This window comes from Arthrobacter bambusae (assembly GCF_030812595.1).
Taxonomy (GTDB): domain Bacteria; phylum Actinomycetota; class Actinomycetes; order Actinomycetales; family Micrococcaceae; genus Arthrobacter; species Arthrobacter bambusae_B.
In genome coordinates this window covers 200,200-219,358 of record NZ_JAUSSZ010000009.1, presented here as the reverse complement: position 1 = coordinate 219,358, position 19,159 = coordinate 200,200, and the positions used below count along the sequence as shown (strand labels likewise).

Sequence of the window (19,159 nt, the reverse complement as noted above, 5' to 3'; positions counted from 1 at the left end):
CCGCAACAAACCCACCGCGCCGGGAGCCCCTCCCACAGCCGGAATCAACAACAAACAAACCACCCCGCTGTCACAAACAGCTTGATAGATACCGCAAAAAAGGCCCAAAGGTGACCGGGCGTCGGTGAAACCCGCCCCAAAGGTGACCGGGCGTCCGGGGAAACAGGAAAGCGGCCGGCAGATATCCCGCCGGCCGCTTTCCTTCATAGCTGTCAGGCTGTCAACGCCGCGCTACAGCGCGTTGTTTGACTGGTCCTCTCCTTGATTCTGCAGTTTGCCCTTGCCATGCTGGCCTTCCTGGTCGTCGTTCGGCACCACGGACACGCTGCCGCTTGCCGAAACCAGGACGGACACGAATGTTGGCGAGCTCGTGCCGGCAAAGGTGAGTCGACCAATGTAGGAGCCCGGGGTCAGCTTGCTCCATGCGAAGGTGATCTTCCCGGATTTCCCGTTCTTCATCTTGATCGGGTTGGGTGTGACCGTGGCGTTGCCTTGGTCTGCGCCGAGAATCGCGGCATCAACACTGGCCTTGGTGGGCCGGTTGTTGGGGCTGGCATACAGGTTCGCGATGATGGTGTAGGTCCCGGGTTCCGGGTTGTCGAGCGAGAGGGACTCGCTGGCACTCGGAGTCGCTGCCGTGAACAACTGACCTGACGGCGACAGGACATACAGATCGAAATCCGCTGTGGGATCCGAGGAGATCACCGAGAACTTCGCGAAAGCCGTTCCGGGGGCAACCGTGGCGGTCTTGACGAAGTTCGAGGCGTTGTTTGCCACAGCCACGGGACCGGGAACAAGCTCAGCCGGCGAGGAATCGGCCTTGGAGAGCCCGTCAATGGTCACGGCCGTGGGCGAGTCGGAACCGGAGACGATGTTGATGTCCGCCGAACCGCTTGCTTGCTGGGACGTGAAGGCGACGCTCTTGGAGGCGAGTACCGACTGCGGGCGGACCGCAATCGGAGAGACCACCGACTTGTTGGCGCCTTCCCACTTGAGCGATCCCATCGCGAATGTACCCAGTGCCGCGCTCTTGTTTTCGAAGGTCACCGTGAAGGTCCTCTTCTGGCCGACTTCGTTGAAGTTGAGTACGGACGGAGTGACCTTGACGTCAACTCCAGGCACATTGGCCGTGGCCCGGTATTGGCCGGGGGTCAAGGCCGTGACGGTGCGGGTGACCTCGATCTTGCCCACGAGGTTACCCAGGGCGAAGGAGGGAAGGTTCATGTCGCGCGGCAGTGTAGAGCCAAGTCCCGGAATGCCGAGGTCCACGCCGGTGCCCTGGACGAACTTCTGGTAGTCCTCGGTTCCGGCGTCGTAGACCAGACCCGGTTCCAGCACACCGGCAGGGTTCATCTCTCCCGCACCAGTAGCGAAGACGTCCTGGTTCTTGGTTCCATTGGCCAGCTTGACGTCACTCGCCGTCGTCATCATGGCCGACTTGACCGTCGCCGGCGACCAATCGGGATTCTTCGCCAGGATCAAGGCGCCGAAACCGGCGATGTGCGGGGACGCCATGGAGGTTCCGGACATGAATCCGTATTCATCGCCATTGCTGCCGATGGGCGAAACCCCTGCCAGCACAGCAACGCCGGGAGCCGAAACGTCCGGCTTGAGCAGATCCGAATCGGTGGCGAGCAACGGGCCGCGGGAGGAGAATCCGGCGATCTGCGGCTGAGCCTCGAGGGGCAATCCGGTGGTGTCGTGGTCAATCAGGGAAACAGTAATTCCGGGGTTGGCGGCGACCTTGTCCTTGATGGCCTGTGAGTCCGGTGGATTCACATGCACGGTGGGCACTGCGTGCTTGTCCGTGTCCAACGAGGAGGTGGTGAGGTTGACGAGGATCATGCCCACCCCGCCGCCGCGGAGCACCTCTGCGCTCTTCGCGACCCGGTCGACCACCCCGCGGTCACACACCACTACCTTGCCGGCGATTTTCGCCGGGTCCAGGGACCCGGGCGCACAAAGTGCTGCGTTACCGGTTCCCGAGGCGGCGTTTGCGGAGAGCACGACGCCGGCCCCGCTCACCTGGTGGTTCATGATGCTGGCTCCACGGAACTTGGCGCCGTCGGAGAATTCGACGGTCCCCTGGAGTGCCTGGGAGAAGGAAGTAGCCGCAACCGTGGTCATCCAAGGTGCGCCGTGGTTGACGGTGCTGGCCTGCGGGCCCGAGTTACCGGCGGACGCGGCCACAAAGATGCCGGCAGACGCAGCTGAGAGGAACGCGAGCGAGACCGGGTCGGTGGTGGTGTCCGTCGCACCCGAAATGGAGTAATTCAGGACGTCCACGCCGTCGGCAATGGCCTGGTCAATGGCGGCGATGGCCGCGGAACTGTAGCAGCCACCCGAATTGGGGTCCGTGTCTTCCCAACAGACCTTGTAGATCGAGAGTTTGGCAGCTGGCGCCACGCCGCTCGTCTTGCCGAAGCTGCGGCCATCCACGAACGTTTCCACACCAGGGTTGCCTGCGGCCGTACTGGCCGTGTGCGTACCGTGGCTCGCGACGTCGATGGGCGAGATTTGTTCCTGGGGAGCCCGCTGGGCGGGCGGAACCGACTGCAGGAAAGCATCTGCAAAGTAGTGGGCTGCGAGCACTTTGGAATTGCAGGCCGTGCCGTCAAAGGAGGCTCCGGTGTCGGTGCCTTTCTGGCAGTCGCCTACGAAGGTATCTCCGTTGGCCTTCAGCATGGCGATCTTGCCGTCACTCGTGCGGTACGGGACGCCCACTTGGGGTTTCCCGACCAGCGGCTGGACGGGATCGCCGGCGAAGAACTTGCTTGTCGGCGTGTAGCCGGTGTCGATGACGCCCACCACGGTGCCCTTGCCGGCTTGGTCCTGGCCGCCGAACTGGGTATTCCAAACCCCGTTCGGTCCACTGAGGTTGAGGAAATCGGTGGTGGAGTAGTCAGGAGCTGACTGGGTGTCCGGGGCCACGAGGAGAACATCCGGGTTCTTCGCGAGATTGACGGCCTGGTTTGCGGAAAGGGTGGCGCTGAAGCCGTTGATCGCCGTGGTGTAGTCGCGATTGATGCTCACGTTCTGCTGCTTGGCCACGTCCTGCTGCTTCTGCTGCAAGTGGGCCTGGTATTGCTTCACTTCGGACTTGCCGACGTCGAGTTTCTTGCCCGCCTGCGGTTTGGTGGACACGTACCCAGGCGTTCCGCCGTCGTAAGTGGCCGCCGGCTTCTCTGCCAGCACCACGACGTAGCGGCCATCCTGATAAGACTTGGGGTCGACATTCCGGGCAATTCCGGTAGCGGTTGAACCGAAGGCCGTTGAGCCGGAAGCCGGCGCAGCTTGAGCGGGTGTCAACGCCACCGAGGAGAGCAGAACCGGTAATCCGGCGGCTAGTGCCGCAGCTTTTCGAAGCCCCCCGCGTCCAATAAAGCTCTTTCCTTGTGAATTCACGAGTGATTGCACCTTTCCGGGCGATCGTGGCGGTCATGTCAAGATCAAACAACTAAGGATGGACGCCGATTGACAGTTCTTGTAATCAGCTAAAGTCCAGCCGATTCATAGAGTACAGAGCGATAGTCGAATATGGCATAGGACTCATTTCACGTTTTTTGTCATGTCATTTGGCATCAGAATACATCCGCACGCAGCGGCAGGCACGAGCCGTCGGTACGGGCCTTGCCTGCTGTACCGATATTCGGATTTTGGTGACCATGACGGGTCGAAAGAGCCTCCGCGCTCCTGCCGAATTCGCGCCTTCAGCACTAAGAATGGACTCCTCGCAACGCGTCGCTGATTTTGGCCCTTGTCGAAGCATCCGGAGGAACGGAAATGCGGTTTTCACGGGCAGCCCGGTCCGCCCTGATTCTTTGGACGACCATCCGCCCCAGGCCCGCGAAAACAGCAGCAAGGACCACGGGCAAAACCATCGACTTAGCGTTCTCGGCCATGCCGCAATCCTAGTGACGCAAACCACCCCGGGCCAGAGTCCGCCGTCGCGCACTGTCCGGAACCGTCGGAGGCGCCTTGAAACCCCCGACGACGGCGGGTTACCGCCGCGAATTGGCGCACACGTTGTGGCTGGTTGCCGCCCCTTCACCGATCGCCCGCAAATAGGGTATGTAGCGATTTGGCCGGTAGAATGGGCATGCAAGCTCGCGGAGCGCCCCCTTATTCCGTAAGACACTGCCACCGAACACTGTTGCTGAACACTGTTCGGAAGCAGTTCAGGCGTGAGACGGCACCACTCCGCGGCAGCCTTTAACCAAGGTTTAACCAACGCTCACGCACAGGAGTTACCGGATGCCCCGGATCGTCGTCGACGTCATGCCCAAGCCCGAGATTCTGGACCCTCAGGGGAAGGCCATCGTGGGCGCACTGCCCCGCCTCGGCTTCACCAGCTTTAGCGCCGTCCGCCAGGGCAAGCGCTTCGAACTGACCGTCGACGGCGAGGTGACCGAAGCAATCCTCACCCAGGCCCGCGAGGCTGCCGAGACCCTGCTCTCCAACCCGGTGATCGAAGACGTCGTCAACGTCGAGGTCGTCGAGGCCTGACATGACTGAACTTCCTTTGATCGGCGGAGCCCCTGTGGCCGTCGAACCCCAATTGAGCGGGGCCAAGATCGGCGTCGTCACTTTCCCCGGCACCTTGGACGACCGCGACGCCGCCCGTGCCGTGCGCCTCGCAGGCGGCACCGCCGTCGCGCTCTGGCACGCCGACACCCACTTGGCCGATGTGGACGCCGTGATCATTCCGGGTGGTTTCTCCTACGGTGACTACCTGCGCGCCGGCGCGATTTCGCGCTTCGCTCCGCTGATGTCGCGCATCATTGATGCTGCCAACAGCGACGCCAAGCTGCCCGTGCTGGGTATTTGCAACGGCTTCCAGATCCTGACCGAGTCGCACCTGCTCCCGGGCTCCATGATCAAGAACGACCACTTGAAGTTCTTGTGCCGTGACCAGGTGCTGCGCGTGGAAAACAACAACACCTTCTGGACCTCGGACTACGAGGCCGGTGAAGAAATCACGGTTCCGCTGAAGAACCAGGATGGCCAGTACATCGCTGACGACAAGACCCTGGACGCCCTTGAGGCCGAGGGCCGCGTCGTGTTCCGATACGTCGGCTGGAACCCGAACGGTTCACGCCGCGACATTGCCGGCATCAGCAACGCCGCGGGCAACGTGGTAGGCCTCATGCCGCACCCGGAGCACGCGGTGGAGCCCGGATTCGGTCCGGAGTCCAACGCCGGCACGGATGGCTTGGGTTTCTTCACCTCCGTCCTGAACAAGATCGTGGGAGGCGCACAGTGACTACCTCAGCTGAAACCGTCAGCAAGAAGTTCAACATCGACACCGTCGAGAACGCGGCCAAGACGCCGGACACCGAGCTCCCCTGGGCCGAACTCGGCCTCAAGCAGAACGAGTTCGACGAGGTCGTGAAGGTCTTGGGCCGCCGGCCCACCGGCGCCGAGCTCGCCATGTACTCCGTCATGTGGAGCGAGCACTGCTCCTACAAATCCTCGAAGAACCACCTGCGCCAGTTCGGCGAAAAGGTGACCGAGGAGATGAAGAAGGACATGCTCGTGGGCATCGGCGAAAACGCCGGCGTCACCAACCTGGGCGACGGCTGGGCCGTGACGTTCAAGATCGAGTCCCACAACTCGCCGTCGTTCGTGGAGCCCTACCAGGGTGCCGCGACCGGCATCGGCGGTATTGTCCGCGACATCATCTCCATGGGCGCCCGCCCGGTGGCCGTGATGGATCCGCTGCGTTTCGGCGCGATCGACCACCCGGACACCGCCCGCGTCATGCACGGTGCAGTTGCCGGCATCGGCGGCTACGGCAACTCGCTTGGCCTGCCGAACATCGGCGGCGAAATGGTGTTCGACTCGGTGTACCAGGGCAACCCGCTGGTCAACGCGCTTGCAGTGGGCGTCATGCGCCACGAAGACATCCGCTTGGCTAACGCCTCCGGCAAGGGGAACAAGGTAGTCCTCTTCGGTGCACGCACCGGCGGGGACGGCATTGGCGGTGCCTCGGTGCTGGCTTCGGAGTCCTTCGACGACACCAAGCCCTCCAAGCGCCCCGCCGTCCAGGTAGGCGACCCCTTCGCCGAAAAGGTGCTCATTGAGTGCTGCCTGGAACTGTTCAAGGGTTCGCTGGTTGAAGGCATCCAGGACCTCGGCGCGGCCGGTATCTCCTGCGCCACGTCCGAGCTCGCCTCCAACGGCGACGGCGGCATGCAGGTTGAACTGACCTCTGTGCTGCTCCGCGACCCCACGCTGACGCCGGGCGAAATCCTGATGTCCGAGTCGCAGGAACGCATGATGGCCGTTGTCACCCCTGAGAACGTCGCTGCCTTCGAAGCCGTGATGGACAAGTGGGCCGTGGAGTACTCCTGGCTGGGCGAGGTCACCGATTCCGGCCGCCTCATCATCACGTGGGAAGGCGAAGTCATTGTGGACGTCGACCCGCGCACCGTTGCCCACGACGGACCGGTCTACGACCGTCCGTTCGCGCGTCCGTCCTGGCAGGACTCGGTCCAGGCGGACACCTTCACGGGGTCCGTCCAGGACGCCGGCCGGCCCTCGACCTCCGGGGAACTGGCGGCGGCCGTCACCGAGCTCATTGCTTCGCCGAACATGTGCAGCAAGGCCTGGATCACCAAGCAGTACGACCGCTACGTCGGCGGCAACACCGCCATGGCGTTCCCGGACGATGCCGGAGTGATCCGGGTGGACGAGGAAACCGGCCTTGGCGTGGCACTGGCCACCGACGCCAACGGCCGCTACACCTTCCTCGATCCGTACCACGGCGCACAGTTGGCCCTGGCCGAGGCCTACCGCAACGTCGCCACGTCCGGCGCTGTGCCGATGGCCGTCAGCGACTGCCTGAACTTCGGCTCCCCCGAGGACCCGGACGTCATGTGGCAGCTCGCCGAGGCTATCCGCGGTCTGTCCGACGCGTGCATGGAGCTCGGCGTCCCGGTCACCGGCGGCAACGTCTCGCTGTACAACCAGACCGGCACCGTCCCGATCCACCCCTCCCCTGTGGTTGCAGTGCTGGGCAAGCTCGACGACGTCGCGCGCCGCACCCCCTCGGGCTGGAAGGAAGACGGCCAGGCCATCTACCTTCTCGGCACCACGGCCGCGGAGCTGGACGGCTCGGAATGGTCCAACCTGCGCGGACACCTCGGCGGCTTGCCGCCGAAGGTTGACTTGGCCCTGGAGCGCCAGCTCGGCGAGATCCTCATCAACGCTTCGCGCGACGGCATGATCGATGCCGCGCACGACCTCTCCGAGGGAGGCCTTGCGGCTGCTCTGGTGGAATCCTCGCTTCGCTACGGCGTCGGCGCCCGGATTGCATTGGGCGAACTCATGGAGCGCGACGGCGTGGACCTGTTCACCGCATTGTTCTCCGAGTCCCAGGCCCGGGCCATCGTGTCCGTTCCGCGCTCCGAGGAAATCCGCTTCAAGGACATGTGCACGGCCCGCGGCTTCGCGCACCTCCGGATCGGCGTCGTGGACGCTGCCGGCGGCAAGCTGGAGATCAACGGCGTGGACGAGCTGTCCCTGGACGCGCTCAACGAAGCCCACGAGGCCACGCTGCCGAAGTACTTCGGATAACCGTCGAATGCTCCGTAACTGTCGTTTTGAACCCTCAGAATGACAGTTACGGAGCAATCGTTTTTAAGAACGGGCAGGACGCCAACCGGCTTGGATCAGTGCGGTCCGGATCTTCGCCACGGCTGGCTTGGCATCGTTCACCATGTGGCGCTTTGAGATCCGGACCTCCGTCCAGCCCAAAGCCGCATACCGTTCCGAGCGGCTGATGTCCCGCACCACCTGTGCTTCGTTGCCGTGGTTCTCGCCTTCGTACTCGATGCCGATCCTGTACCTTTTGTACGACAAGTCAGGCTGCAGGACCCTCCCGCCGTCCCGGGCCTCAACCGGCACGTTGAGTTCAGGCTCCGGCAAACCTGCCCTGACAACGGCTAGCCGGAGCAATGACTCCTGCGGAGAATCGGAGCCCACGCGGATCAAGCGGATCGCTTCCTTGGCTTTGCGCAGGCCCCGCTTGCCTTTGTGGCGATCAATCATCCGCTGAAGGTCCGCGAGAGTGCACAGCGGCTCGTGTCTTCCTTCGAATTCAACCCGTGGCATCCGCACACAACTGTCGCCCATCACCACCAACTCGTCGACGGTCAGCATCTCGGCCATGTCCAGCCAAGTGCGCTCCACGGTGGTGACAAGGACGCCATCAACCGTGGTGACCTCGTCGGCATAGAGCTTCATCCGATGGACGACGACGTGGGGACGGTTGAGGTGGGCGGCGCCCTCCGGTCTGATCACGTGGAACATGTGGGTTGGCTCCTTCTGGCGACGTCGGGGCAGGTCAAGAAGCTCTGCCGCGGTGAGATGGGACGCGGCGCATCGCTCATTGACCTCGACGAAAGGGCGCACGCGGATATACAAGGGGAGTTCCGCCGTCGGGGTCTCCGAACGGATCCCCTTGCCGAGCCTGTTCAGGGAACCGTGCCGCAGACGCCGGGGGCTGACACCTTCCCGGGCCGCCTCGGAAATAGTGAACGGCCGGGTCTGGAGAGTCAACGGCAGGCGACGCGGGGTTTTCATGGGCCCATCAGAACAGAAAAGAGCCCACCCCTGCAGAAGTTATCCACAGCCTCCATCGATTGCTCCAGAACGGTCGTTTTGGGCCCTGAAAACGACCGTTGCTCAGCAATCGATGCACAAAGGGTCAGTCTTCGCTGTGGAGATCCCGGCGTCGGGCGCTCAACAGCTCCAGTTCTGGGCGCGCAGCAACAAAGCGTTCGACGGCGTCGAGCACCTCCACGAGATGCGCGCGGTCTGCTGCCACTGCGGCTGCGCCAACGAGCGCACGGCGATGCTGCTCCATGTGCCCGGTCTCGGCGGCGGAGACTTCGAAACGCCGCTTCAACTCGGCGATCAGCGGACGCACGAGGGAGCGTTTCTCCTTCAGGCTGTGCACGTCGCCGAGGAGGATGTCGAACTCGATCCACGCGATCCACATGCGGCCATCGTATCCAGTAGTCAGCGCTCCCTCCCGCATCGGGGCCTACGGTGGCAAGATGAAGGCAGACTAAAGGAGCTCCATGGGCGCAGACGATCACACGAACAAGGCACGCAATGCAGTTTCACGGGGCGCCGGTTCGGTGGAGCACACAGTGGACGACGCCCGGGATTCACGGACCGTCCGGGTCGTAGCGCGGGCAGGCTTCGTTGCTTTGGGGCTGATACACCTCCTGATCGGGGGAATCGCTTTGGGGATTGCGTTGGGCTCATCCGGCCAGGCCGACCAAAGTGGAGCGGTAAGCCAGTTGGCAGCCACGCCCGGCGGCGTCGTCCTTTTGTGGGCGGGACTGGTGGCCTGCGGCGTCCTTGCGCTCTATATGGCGAGCGACGCCGTGCTGGGGTGGAGCGGGGGCAGCTCCAAGCCTTGGATGAATCGCCTCAAGGCCGCCGGGCAGGCGATCGTCTTCGCAGTGGTCGCGGTGACCTTCGGCAGTTTTGCGCTCAGCCGTCCCAGCAACAGCAGCGAGAAATCCCGTTCGACCAGCGCAGACCTCATGTCCAGCGCTCCCGGCACAATCCTCCTGGTCATCATCGGGGTGGCACTGCTGGCAGCCGCCGGCACGTATATCTTCCTGGGGATTACGCGCAAGTACGAAAAGAACCTGAAGGGAAAACCGTCCGGCGCCTTGGGAGATGCGTTTACGGTGCTGGGCGTCGTGGGCTATTGCGCAAAAGGGGTAGCGCTCGGCGCCGTCGGCTTGCTCATCCTAATCGCCACAGCTGCGCACGACCCCTCCCAACAAGGGGGCCTCGACGCCGCCCTCAAAGCCTTCCTGAAACAACCCTTTGGCGGATGGGTGCTGGTGTTCGTAAGCCTCGGACTCATGGCCTACGGCGTCTACTCTTTGTTCCGCTCCCGTTACCAGCGGCTCTGACGGCGGGCGCGCCTCTTGGAGCGAAGCAGCGGCAAAACGCCCGACGGCGGCACCCACCGAGGGTGGAAACCGCCGTCGAGTGTTTATTTAGCCGTGTTGTGCTACTTGGAGGTGCCTTGTGACACCGAACCTTGCAGCTGGCGTTGGAAGATGATGTAGACGATCAGCACCGGAACCACAGTGACCGTGACGGCTGCGAACAAGGCGCCGAAGTCCACTGCATAGCCCATCTGGCCGGCGAAGGCCGCCAGACCTTGCGACAGCACGCGGGGTCCGGCCGCGTTGATCGCCACCGGAATCAGGAACTGGTTCCACAGGCCCAGGAAGTTGAAGATGGCCACGGAGGCGAGTCCGGGCTTGGCCATCGGCAGCATGACCTGGAAGAACGTCCGCCATTCCCCTGCTCCGTCCAGGGCGGCCGCCTCGGTGATTTCATGCGGCAGCGATTTGAAGAAGGAGAAAAGGAAGAACACCGTGAACGGAAGCGCGAAGCCGACGTACACAAGGATGAGGCCGGGCAAAGTGTTGAGCAGGCCGATGTTCCGCATGACGAAGAACAAGGGCACCATGGCGAGGAAGATCGGGAAGGTGAGCCCGGCAAGCATGAGGTAGTAGATCGCTTTGCTGCCGAAGAAAACATAACGGGCCAAGACATAGGCACACATGGCGCCAAGCACCATGACGATCACCAAAGCGGACCCAACGACAATCACAGAGTTGAGGAAGTAGCTCCCGATTCCGGCCTCGGTCCATGCCCGGACGTAGTTGTCGAATCGCCACTGGGAAGGCAGGGCAAACGGCGAGGCGAAAATCTCGCTCGACGTCTTGAACGAGGACATGAAGGTCCACAGCAGCGGCAGGATCACGATGAGCGACCAGATGCTGAGCGCCGTGTGCGAAACCGCGCCGACCACCCGGTCTCCCGTGGTCATGGCTGGCTTGCGGGAGTTGAAGTGCAGGGCCTTCATTTCCGGGCCGGCGATTTTTGTAGTCATCAGAGGGACACATCCTTGTCGCCACCAGTGAGCCTGTTAACCAGGAACACCAGGCCGGAGAAAATCAGGGTGGCTACGGCGAGGACAACGCCCATGGCGCTGGCCAGGCCGAACTGGCCCTTCGTGAATGCCGTGAAGAAGAGCTGCTGGGACATCACCAAAGTCGAGTTGTCAGGTCCACCACCGGAGTTCAGGGCGGCCATGTAGACGAAGGCGTCCAGCGCCAGGATCCCCATATAGATGTAGGCGGTCTGGATGTTGTCCCGGATCAGCGGGATGGTGATGGACACGGCAGTGCGTAAACGCCCGGCCCCGTCAATCCTGGCCGCCTCAAACAGCTCGGCAGGGATTCCCTTGATGCCCGCGACGAACAGCACCATGTAGAAGCCGATGAAACCCCACACGATCACGAACATCGTGGCGATCATGGCGGTGCTCTTGTCGCCCAGCCAGGCGTAGGACCTGAACTGGTCCATCCCCAAGGAGGTGAGGATGCCGTTGAGCAGGCCTCCGGACGGATCGTAGATCTGGCCCCACATGATGCCGATGGCAATTGCCGGAATCGTATAGGGGAAGAAGGAGACAACCCGGTAGAAGCTGGAGTTGCGCAATCCCCTGATCTGGCCCTTGCTGCTGCCCCCCACAGTGACCAAGGTTGCGAGTACAAGGCTGAGGACGATGGTAATGATGGGCAGGAAGATGACCAACAGGATGTTGTTTCCCATGGCCTTCATGAAGACGTCATCCGAAAAGAGCCTCTGGTAGTTCTGAAGGCCAATGAAGTTTTGCTTGGGCGAGAACCCCGACCAGTCGGTCAAGGAGTAGCCGAAGGCCTGGATGAAGGGCCAGATCACAAACATGATGTAGATCGCCAGGGGCAGGCCAAGGAAGACCACAAAAAAGCTGACCTTGTCGAACGTCAGGGGTTTACGCCGCCTCTTGTAGACGGGTGGAGCGGTATCCGGACCGACGACGGCGGACGCACCGTCGCCGACCCGGATTGTTTTTGCTTTCACTGAAGTCACTTCACTTCAATCTTTGTGACCGAACTGTCGTTGCGGACCTTGTCGGTAATCTTCTGCAGGTCCGATGTCAAAGTGGCGACGTCGGACTTTCCATCGAGGAACGTGTTCCAGACAACCAACTGGTCCTTGTTCATACCGTAGAGGTCGACAAAGTTCCACGTGAAGATGTTCGATCCGGCATCGCTGAGCAGCTTGGTCTGGGAAACCAGTGCGGTGGAACCGAAACCGTCGGCGGGAATGGTGTCCTTGACGATGGTGGGGGCCAGCTTGGTCTTGGCAAAGTTGGTGGCAGCATCCTTGGACAGCATGACACGCAGCAGTTCCTTGCCGCCAGCAACGTTTTTGCCCTGGGACGGAACAACGAAGGGCTCGCCCGAAGCGCTGTGCATTGCCTCGTAAGGAAGTTTGGATCCTGAGGTCACGGTAGGAACAGGAGCCCCGGTCATCTTGAATCCGGACTTGGTCTGGTCCTTCATCTCGTTTTCTATCCACGAGCCGGACGGGTAGAACAGGGCGTCCTGGGCGTTGCTCCACTGCGCCTGCGCTGCGGTGAACTGCGTGCCCGAGCCACCTGGCTTGAAGTGGCCCGCCTTGACGATCTTGCCCAGGGCGGTGAAGACGCTCTGGATGGCCGGGTGGGACCAGGCATCCGGTTTCAGGTTTTCAAGGCCGAGGCGAACGTCGTTGCCGCCTTCCTTGATGGCGGAAGCGATCGCCATTTCCTGGTAGTAAGTGGCAGCTTCCTTGCCCCAGACGAACAGGTATTTGCCTTTGGCCTTGGCCTGCTCGCCGAGGGCGTACATGTCATCCCAGGTCTTCGGCACGGTCCAGCCGTTGTCCTTCAGGAACGAATCCGAATACCACATGGCGTAAACGGTCAGCACGTAGTTCAGGGCAGCCAGCTTGCCATTGAAAGTACCCGGGGCGAGTACTCCGGCATAAAGGGTGTCCTTGATGACCTTGCCTTCGAGGTTCTTGGCCTCGACCACGCTGGTGAGGTCTTCGAGCTGGGCCAGGATGGTGCTGAAGCCGATTGCCTTGGCGCCGGAGTTGTCGATCAGGTCCGGCGGGTTACCGCCAACGAATCGCGGCTGGAGTTCCTGCGCAATGTCCGTGGACGGGGAAATCTTGGCGGTGGAACCCGGATGGGCGTTCTCGAAGCCCTTGCCCGCGAACTCAACGTAGTCGATTCCATAGCCGCCTTTGAAGATCACGGCGTCAACGGTGGACTTGTCTGCCATGCCGAACGGATTGGTATCTGAAACGGTGCCCGTAGGACCGGTGCTTCCTCCGCCGCCACCTGCCGCGCAGGAGGCCATCGAGCCGGCCAACGGCACAAGCACGGCGGCGGCAAGCGCGCCGCGGAGGAAACCGCGGCGTGCAAGGGGCTGCTGCTGAACGTTCATCCTAAAACCCTCCAGAGACTCGTAGTGCCGAACTCTGACGGCTCCTTCGCCGGCAGTCGCTCGGTCCGGGCACCGCCGCTGCGACGCACCCTTCGTGTGACATACTTCACCACGAGTGATTGAAAAGCAATATTTGAGGGCAGTTTCAATCAACTTTTGTCAAAACGTGATCTGACGCTCCAGCCCTCCGTGCGTGAACGGTTTAGCCCTGTAAATCCAAGGAATTTGCGCACTGAGCGATGGCCTCACGCGCCCACTGCTGCTGTTGTTCGGTTCCTACCCGCTCAGCCCACTGTTCGGCGAGCTGAAACTCCACCATCGCCTGGGTGCGCCGCCCGTCGTCGTACATCGCCCACCCGAGGTTGCTGTGCAATGCAACCATCCACCGCTTGGTGCGGGAATCCTCGACGGCGGAGGCGTACTCAAGCGCGCTCCGCGTCCATGATTCCCGGTGCCCGGAGTCCGCGATCGCCAGCATATGAAGTGCGTCCACAGTGAGGAAATCTTCGCCCAGCAGGTCTCCCATCTCGGCAGCCTGCTCAAAGAGCGGAACTGCCATGGCCGGGTGCCCGGCGGAGTTCAGGAGGCGTCCGCGCTCCAAGAGTATCCGGACCGCAATGGTGGGCTCCTCTTCGGCGTCGATCCCGTCCAGGAGCGCATCCGCCTCCTCGAAACGGCCCTGCAGGCCGATGGCCCGGCCCAATTGGGTCGCCAGTTCGGCCCGCTCAAAGGGGTCGAAGGCAGGATCCGTCATGGCGTCGCGGAAGCGGGCTTCCGACAACGATGGGTCCTCGAAATTCCACAGCTCATCGAGGGTCTTTTGTTCCAGCATCTGGCTTCTCCTGGGTGGTTCGAGGGGATGGAAGGTGCGGTCCATTCACAATCTAGCCGAAGCTGCAGACGGGGTCCGCGTGTCAGTCCTTGGCGAGCCGGGCCCAGCCCAGTTGCTCCCGCTGCTTGCGGCTCAACGAGGAAACCACCAGGTCGTAGGAGTCCTCCACCATGTCCCGGACCATCGAGTCAGGGAGGGCCCCGTCCAGGCGCACGCCATTCCAGTGCGTCTTGTTCATGTGCCAGGCGCCGGTGATTTCCGGATGCGCCGCGCGTAATTGCACAGCCAAAGCGGGATCGCATTTGAGGCTTACCGCCAGGTCTTGCTCGTCCAAGGCAGAGGCTGCGAACATCTTGCCTTCCTGCTTGGGACCACCGGAAACGGTTGACCGGACTTTGAAGACCGAGGTCTCCGGACCGAACGGGAAGTCTTCATAGGCCCCGGGGAAGCCAAGGCAGATTTGTCGGAGTGTGGCAGCGTCCATGTAGCGAGACTAGCGGAGCGCGACGATGGATGAACGGACCGACCGCCTCACGCAACGCCCAGGAAGTCCTCGAGGAGCACCACTTCCAGTCCGGCAGCCACTTGCGCGGAGCGGAAAGCCTCGAAGTCAGCAGCAAATTCGGGGCGGAAGTGCATCAGGACAATGTCGCCGGGCCTCAGGGAATGGCCGTACTGGTAGTCCATGCGCCCTGCATTGGCCTTCGCCTCCCACGTGATGATGGCTTTCAGCCCGGCGGCGGCCACGGCTTGCCGCATGGCGGTCGAATAGGAACCCCCGGGAGGCCTGAACAGGGTGGGCTTGCGGCCGTACTGCTGGACCGCGAAATCCTGCATGCCTGTAATGTCGTCAAGCTGCCGCTGGTAGCCCCATTGCGTTGTCATATTGACGTTGTGGCTGACCGTGTGGTTTTCAACCAGGCTCCCCTGCTCCATGAATGCTTTGAAGAACGCAGGGTTGTCGCGGACGGTGTTGCTCGTCAGGAACAGTGTGGCCGGGTAGTCGTTCTCCTTGAGGAGCCGGACGCTTTCCGGCGATTTGACGGCCCCGTCGTCGATCGTAAGGAACACCACGGGATGTTTAGTGGGGATCTTGGTGATCACCGGAGCCAGGCCGCCTTGGATAGGCGGCAGCTTGAAGTCCGGCTCGAAAGGGTTCCGGAGCCGCCCGGGGGCGGCGGGGCTTGGTGTCGGACTCATCGCGGTGCTTGCGGACGACGACGGCGAGGGGCCCGCCGTCGGGCTTCCCGCGGACTGGTTACCGGGAACCGCGCATGCCCCGACTCCGGTCACGAGGGAAGCGCCGAGGAACCCGAGCGCAGTGCGCCGGCTGGCTGTAGAGGGGTGGTCGTCACACATGGGGACTTCCTGGTCTCGAGGGGTGGTTGCTCCCGGATGGTAACAGCGCCCGGTGAACGGTGGGCGACGTTAGATGCCCCTCCGCCAGCCCATCTGCGCAGGACAAGCGTTCATCACAACGTCGAGGCCCGCAGCTTTGGCCCGCTCTGCTGCATCCTCGTCAATGACTCCGAGCTGGAGCCACACGGCTTTCGCACCCACGGCAATCGCTTGGTCCACTACCGCGCCCACGCGCGAGGAGTTAACGAAGCAGTCGACGACGTCGATGGGCTGCTTCTCAAGGGGCACGTCCGCAAGGAACTTGTAGCCGGTCTCGCCGTGGACGTCTTCCCCTTTTTGGTTGATCGGGATGATCTCCATACCCATGGTGTCGCGAACGAAAAGAGCTACTTCGAACGCCGATCGCCATTCATTCGTGCTGAGTCCCACGATTGCCCAGCGTCCCTTTGTTCGCATGAGCCGGTCAATGACCGCCGGATCGTTGACGTGTGTCATGACTCCAGCCTACTAGCGGGACAGCAGTCCATGGAGCCAACGCAACGACTCCCCCGCGGGCTTCAGGGAAACGTCGTCTTGGGCCTTCCCGGCTGCTTGCTGAAACCCGTTTTGGAGGTCCTTCGCCGACGGAACGGACGGAATCGCAGACCTGGGCTGCGGCAGGATTTCCTGTGCGCCGTTCTTAGGTTCCGGGTGTGAGGCCTTGGGCTCTTCGGATTTCCCCCAGCGTGGCTGGTTATCCGGGGCGGTATCGGCCGATGGTCCTGTTTGCTCTTGCGCAACCTCGCCGGTGTTGGCCGGGGCGGGCGTCACCGGCTCCGCCGAGGGGACCGCCACTTGGGCCGCCGGCGGCAGATCCACGGGAGCCGGGCGCGTCGTGACTTTCGGGGAGTCCTGGGCGAGGGCTGGAGGTACCAGCGAAGGCGGAGCCGTGCTCCAACCGGGCGCCCACCCGGAAATCAGGACCTGCATGAATTCCGGTGTTCCCTCGCTGAATCCGCCACTCGCTGCCGCGACGCCACCAACACCCAGTCCCATGGCGGTCAGGACGGCAGCACCAATCAAAGCGGGGCGGTGCTTGCGCAAGTGACGGCGTTTGCCGAGCTCGTCGAAGGGAACACTGCTTGCAGGGTCACCAGCCAACATCGCCGCGAGTGCTGGCCCGGGGACCGGCGCCGGAGTGGCAGCGAAGGACTCCAGTGCTTTCAATGAGTCCTTGAGTTCGGGAGCGTCCGTGAGGCCAGCCTCAAGCATGAGCTCGAGGATGATCGCGTCGCGGTCAATGTCCTTGCAATCCCAACGCATCATGGGGCCACGTATTCCTTTACTACCGAGTGCTCACGGAGTGCATTCAACCCCCGGCGCTGCAATTGCTTGATTGCGCCCTGGCTTTTCCCCATGATTTCGGCGACTTGGTCAACAGTCAGACCGGCAACGATACGAAGCGTCAGCACTTCCCGCTGATCCTCCCGAAGAAGATCCAGCAGCGCCATGACTTCACCGGGCGCCACACGGTTCATCGCTTCGGCTTCGGCCGAATCCGACTGGCGGGTGTCACGCTCAGGTTCAAACTCGTGGTGCTCTGGCGCCCTGCTCTGCCGACGGTGGTCATCCACCATCCGGGCATGGGCCACCGAGAACACGAAGGTCCGCAGACCGTTGACGCCACCCGTGATCGTCCCGAGGCGGGGCAGCACGGCAACAAAAACGTCCTGTGTGACAGCCTCCGGATCCGAAACACCTTTTGCTGTCAGGTAGCCAAGCACCTGGCCTGCCAAGGCCTGGTAAACAGCGCTGAACAGTTCAGTCTCCCGGCCGCGAAGGTCCACCAATGCTGCATCGGTCAAGGCGTCGGTCACTGAAGCGTGGCTTTCGTTGGGGAGCGGATATCCGGATCGAGGAGAAATCCTCGGTGCCGCCCAAACGCCGCAGGGCCGGGCAACCTCACCTAGCTTAACCGCTGCTCCCGGCGTGCCCACGAACCAGCCTTCGGTTCCCTGGGCTTGCTTCTCCAGGATTTTCTGCACGTCCACAAACCCCTTCAGACATGAAAGGCCGAGCTGAAACATGATGGGGGACAAATTTCAGCTCGGCCTTTCAAAGAGGTAATCGCCAAGGCACCCCAAAGGGTTACGCGGATTCCAAAAGTTTTTTCCACGCCTGTTTTTTGGTGCGCATGCCGAGGAAACGTCGACGGCGGGCCGCCGAAAAGGGCGACCCGCCGTCGTCGTAGTTCGGCTTTGGTGGCTAGTCCTCGATGAGGTCGTGCACGACGATCGTCTGGTCCCGGTCCGGGCCCACCCCGATCGCGGAGAAGCGCGTGCCGGACAGCTTCTCAAGGGCCAGCACATATCTGCGGGCGTTCTCGGGGAGGTCTTCGAGCGTCTTGGCGCCGGTGATGTCCTCGGTCCAGCCGTCGAAGTACTCGAAAATCGGCACCGCGTGGTGGAACTCGGTCTGGGTCATGGGCATTTCATCGTGGCGAACACCGTCGACGTCGTAGGCCACGCAGACCGGAATCTGCTCGATTCCCGTGAGGACATCCAGCTTGGTGACGAAGTAGTCGGTGAAGCCGTTGACGCGGGATGCGTGGCGCGCCAGGACGGCGTCGTACCAACCACAGCGGCGGGGGCGGCCGGTATTGACTCCGAACTCGCCGCCGGTCTTCTGCAGGTACATGCCCATTTCGTCGAAAAGCTCCGTGGGGAACGGACCGGCGCCGACACGGGTGGTGTAAGCCTTGATGATGCCGATGGAGCGCGAGATGCGGGTGGGTCCGATGCCTGAGCCAACAGACGCACCGCCGGCAGTCGGGTTCGAAGACGTCACGAACGGGTAGGTGCCGTGGTCGACGTCCAGGAACGTGGCCTGGCCGCCTTCCATGAGGACCACTTTGCCCTCGTCCAGTGCATTGTTGAGGACCAGCGTGCTGTCGATCACCAGCGGCCGCAGGCGTTCGGCGTAGGACAGGAAATACTCCACGATCTCGTCCACCACCACGCTTCGGCGGTTGTAGACCTTGACCAGCAGCTCGTTCTTCTGGCGTAGCGAACCTTCCACCTTCTGGCGCAGGATCGATTCGTCGAAGACGTCCTGGACCCGGATACCCAGGCGGGCCACCTTGTCCATATAGGCCGGGCCAATGCCCCTACCGGTGGTACCAATTGCACGGCTGCCAAGGAAGCGCTCCGTGACCTTGTCCAGCACCTGGTGGTACGGCGCTACGAGGTGGGCATTGGCTGAGACGCGTAAGCGGGACGTGTCCGCGCCGCGGGCTTCCAGACCGTCGATCTCCTGGAACAGAGCCTCAAGGTTCACCACACAGCCGTTGCCGATGATCGGAACTGCGTTGGGGCTCAGGATGCCGGCAGGAAGGAGCTTGAGCTCATACTTCTCACCGCCCACCACAACGGTGTGCCCGGCATTGTTGCCGCCGTTGGGCTTGACCACGTAGTCAACGCGGCCACCGAGCAGGTCTGTTGCTTTGCCTTTGCCTTCGTCACCCCACTGGGCTCCGACGATCACGATAGCTGGCATGGGATCCTCCCCCATTCTTTCGGGCCGGTCGTGGCGGGATCACCACGGCTCAGCGCCGTACATGAGA

Annotated in this window: 19 protein-coding genes; 4 read left to right on the top strand and 15 right to left on the bottom strand. The window is 62.5% G+C overall.

From position 1 onward, the window contains the following. The 3 genes from J2S96_RS14015 to J2S96_RS14005 form a co-directional block, all read right to left on the bottom strand. A partial coding sequence (locus J2S96_RS14015; RefSeq protein WP_306864534.1) for a hypothetical protein occupies window positions 1-207 on the bottom strand: 207 nt, incomplete at its 3' end. Between the two features lie 24 nt (window positions 208-231). Then, entirely contained in the window at window positions 232-3,315 is a 3,084-nt protein-coding gene (locus tag J2S96_RS14010) for a S8 family serine peptidase (RefSeq protein ID WP_306864531.1), read from the bottom strand. A 401-nt stretch (window positions 3,316-3,716) separates the two neighbouring features. Then, a complete protein-coding gene (locus J2S96_RS14005) occupies window positions 3,717-3,902 on the bottom strand; it encodes a hypothetical protein (RefSeq protein WP_306864528.1) in 186 nt (61 codons plus the stop codon). Window positions 3,903-4,254: 352 nt separating this feature from the next. On the opposite strand from J2S96_RS14005, the gene purS reads away from it, so the two are divergent. The 3 genes from purS to purL are packed head-to-tail and all read left to right on the top strand — an operon-like array spanning window position 4,255 to window position 7,578. Then, window positions 4,255-4,506, top strand: coding sequence for a phosphoribosylformylglycinamidine synthase subunit PurS (gene purS, locus J2S96_RS14000; RefSeq protein ID WP_306864524.1), 252 nt, complete (start codon window positions 4,255-4,257; stop codon window positions 4,504-4,506). Window position 4,507: 1 nt separating this feature from the next. Then, window positions 4,508-5,263 carry a phosphoribosylformylglycinamidine synthase subunit PurQ gene (gene purQ, locus J2S96_RS13995; RefSeq protein WP_306864521.1) on the top strand — a complete coding sequence of 252 codons (756 nt, stop codon included), beginning with the start codon at window positions 4,508-4,510 and terminating at the stop codon, window positions 5,261-5,263. Next, window positions 5,260-7,578 carry a phosphoribosylformylglycinamidine synthase subunit PurL gene (purL, locus tag J2S96_RS13990; protein WP_306864518.1) on the top strand — a complete coding sequence of 773 codons (2,319 nt, stop codon included), beginning with the start codon at window positions 5,260-5,262 and terminating at the stop codon, window positions 7,576-7,578. The genes purQ and purL overlap by 4 nt, the downstream gene beginning before the upstream one ends. Window positions 7,579-7,641: 63 nt before the next feature. Here purL and J2S96_RS13985 read toward each other — a convergent pair whose 3' ends face one another. Next, the gene (locus J2S96_RS13985; RefSeq protein ID WP_306864516.1) at window positions 7,642-8,586 is read right to left on the bottom strand and encodes a hypothetical protein; all 945 of its coding nucleotides are present in this window, start codon (window positions 8,584-8,586) and stop codon (window positions 7,642-7,644) included. A 124-nt stretch (window positions 8,587-8,710) separates the two neighbouring features. Continuing rightward, window positions 8,711-9,004, bottom strand: coding sequence for a DUF503 domain-containing protein (locus J2S96_RS13980; RefSeq protein ID WP_306864512.1), 294 nt, complete (start codon window positions 9,002-9,004; stop codon window positions 8,711-8,713). Window positions 9,005-9,086: 82 nt separating this feature from the next. On the opposite strand from J2S96_RS13980, the gene J2S96_RS13975 reads away from it, so the two are divergent. Beyond that, window positions 9,087-9,941 carry a DUF1206 domain-containing protein gene (locus tag J2S96_RS13975; protein WP_306864510.1) on the top strand — a complete coding sequence of 285 codons (855 nt, stop codon included), beginning with the start codon at window positions 9,087-9,089 and terminating at the stop codon, window positions 9,939-9,941. 101 nt (window positions 9,942-10,042) lie between these two features. Here J2S96_RS13975 and J2S96_RS13970 read toward each other — a convergent pair whose 3' ends face one another. The 10 genes from J2S96_RS13970 to J2S96_RS13925 form a co-directional block, all read right to left on the bottom strand. Beyond that, complete coding sequence (locus J2S96_RS13970; RefSeq protein WP_306864507.1) at window positions 10,043-10,936, bottom strand: carbohydrate ABC transporter permease; 894 nt, start codon at window positions 10,934-10,936, stop codon at window positions 10,043-10,045. Continuing rightward, a complete protein-coding gene (locus J2S96_RS13965) occupies window positions 10,936-11,961 on the bottom strand; it encodes a carbohydrate ABC transporter permease (RefSeq protein ID WP_306864505.1) in 1,026 nt (341 codons plus the stop codon). The genes J2S96_RS13970 and J2S96_RS13965 overlap by 1 nt, the downstream gene beginning before the upstream one ends. After that, the gene (gene ngcE, locus J2S96_RS13960; RefSeq protein ID WP_306864502.1) at window positions 11,958-13,367 is read right to left on the bottom strand and encodes an N-acetylglucosamine/diacetylchitobiose ABC transporter substrate-binding protein; all 1,410 of its coding nucleotides are present in this window, start codon (window positions 13,365-13,367) and stop codon (window positions 11,958-11,960) included. Before ngcE ends, J2S96_RS13965 begins: the two co-directional genes overlap by 4 nt. Before the next feature lie 202 nt (window positions 13,368-13,569). Then, window positions 13,570-14,199: a hypothetical protein gene (locus tag J2S96_RS13955; RefSeq protein WP_306864499.1), complete on the bottom strand. Its 630-nt coding sequence runs from the start codon at window positions 14,197-14,199 to the stop codon at window positions 13,570-13,572. A gap of 82 nt (window positions 14,200-14,281) precedes the next feature. Beyond that, window positions 14,282-14,683 carry an MmcQ/YjbR family DNA-binding protein gene (locus J2S96_RS13950; RefSeq protein ID WP_306864497.1) on the bottom strand — a complete coding sequence of 134 codons (402 nt, stop codon included), beginning with the start codon at window positions 14,681-14,683 and terminating at the stop codon, window positions 14,282-14,284. Between the two features lie 47 nt (window positions 14,684-14,730). Beyond that, window positions 14,731-15,558, bottom strand: coding sequence for a polysaccharide deacetylase family protein (locus J2S96_RS13945; RefSeq protein WP_306864494.1), 828 nt, complete (start codon window positions 15,556-15,558; stop codon window positions 14,731-14,733). A gap of 69 nt (window positions 15,559-15,627) precedes the next feature. Continuing rightward, window positions 15,628-16,053, bottom strand: coding sequence for a CoA-binding protein (locus J2S96_RS13940; RefSeq protein WP_306864491.1), 426 nt, complete (start codon window positions 16,051-16,053; stop codon window positions 15,628-15,630). A 12-nt stretch (window positions 16,054-16,065) separates the two neighbouring features. Further along, entirely contained in the window at window positions 16,066-16,863 is a 798-nt protein-coding gene (locus tag J2S96_RS13935) for a hypothetical protein (RefSeq protein ID WP_306864489.1), read from the bottom strand. Next, window positions 16,860-17,414 (bottom strand): RNA polymerase sigma factor, encoded by a 555-nt coding sequence (locus tag J2S96_RS13930; protein ID WP_306864571.1) that lies wholly within the window; start codon window positions 17,412-17,414, stop codon window positions 16,860-16,862. Before J2S96_RS13930 ends, J2S96_RS13935 begins: the two co-directional genes overlap by 4 nt. 388 nt (window positions 17,415-17,802) lie before the next feature. Continuing rightward, window positions 17,803-19,092 (bottom strand): adenylosuccinate synthase, encoded by a 1,290-nt coding sequence (locus J2S96_RS13925; RefSeq protein WP_306864485.1) that lies wholly within the window; start codon window positions 19,090-19,092, stop codon window positions 17,803-17,805. Window positions 19,093-19,159: the final 67 nt, after the last annotated feature.

Excerpts from the sequence above, each read along its gene's own strand:
- J2S96_RS14005 (WP_306864528.1), bottom strand. The coding sequence starts at position 3,902 with ATGGCCGAGAACGCTAAGTCGATGGTTTTGCCCGTGGTCCTTGCTGCT.
- purS (WP_306864524.1), top strand. The coding sequence starts at position 4,255 with ATGCCCCGGATCGTCGTCGACGTCATGCCCAAGCCCGAGATTCTGGAC.
- purQ (WP_306864521.1), top strand. The coding sequence starts at position 4,508 with ATGACTGAACTTCCTTTGATCGGCGGAGCCCCTGTGGCCGTCGAACCC.
- J2S96_RS13985 (WP_306864516.1), bottom strand. The coding sequence starts at position 8,586 with ATGAAAACCCCGCGTCGCCTGCCGTTGACTCTCCAGACCCGGCCGTTC.
- J2S96_RS13980 (WP_306864512.1), bottom strand. The coding sequence starts at position 9,004 with ATGTGGATCGCGTGGATCGAGTTCGACATCCTCCTCGGCGACGTGCAC.
- J2S96_RS13975 (WP_306864510.1), top strand. The coding sequence starts at position 9,087 with ATGGGCGCAGACGATCACACGAACAAGGCACGCAATGCAGTTTCACGG.
- J2S96_RS13970 (WP_306864507.1), bottom strand. The coding sequence starts at position 10,936 with ATGACTACAAAAATCGCCGGCCCGGAAATGAAGGCCCTGCACTTCAAC.
- ngcE (WP_306864502.1), bottom strand. The coding sequence starts at position 13,367 with ATGAACGTTCAGCAGCAGCCCCTTGCACGCCGCGGTTTCCTCCGCGGC.
- J2S96_RS13955 (WP_306864499.1), bottom strand. The coding sequence starts at position 14,199 with ATGCTGGAACAAAAGACCCTCGATGAGCTGTGGAATTTCGAGGACCCA.
- J2S96_RS13950 (WP_306864497.1), bottom strand. The coding sequence starts at position 14,683 with ATGGACGCTGCCACACTCCGACAAATCTGCCTTGGCTTCCCCGGGGCC.
- J2S96_RS13945 (WP_306864494.1), bottom strand. The coding sequence starts at position 15,558 with ATGTGTGACGACCACCCCTCTACAGCCAGCCGGCGCACTGCGCTCGGG.
- J2S96_RS13940 (WP_306864491.1), bottom strand. The coding sequence starts at position 16,053 with ATGACACACGTCAACGATCCGGCGGTCATTGACCGGCTCATGCGAACA.
- J2S96_RS13935 (WP_306864489.1), bottom strand. The coding sequence starts at position 16,863 with ATGATGCGTTGGGATTGCAAGGACATTGACCGCGACGCGATCATCCTC.
- J2S96_RS13925 (WP_306864485.1), bottom strand. The coding sequence starts at position 19,092 with ATGCCAGCTATCGTGATCGTCGGAGCCCAGTGGGGTGACGAAGGCAAA.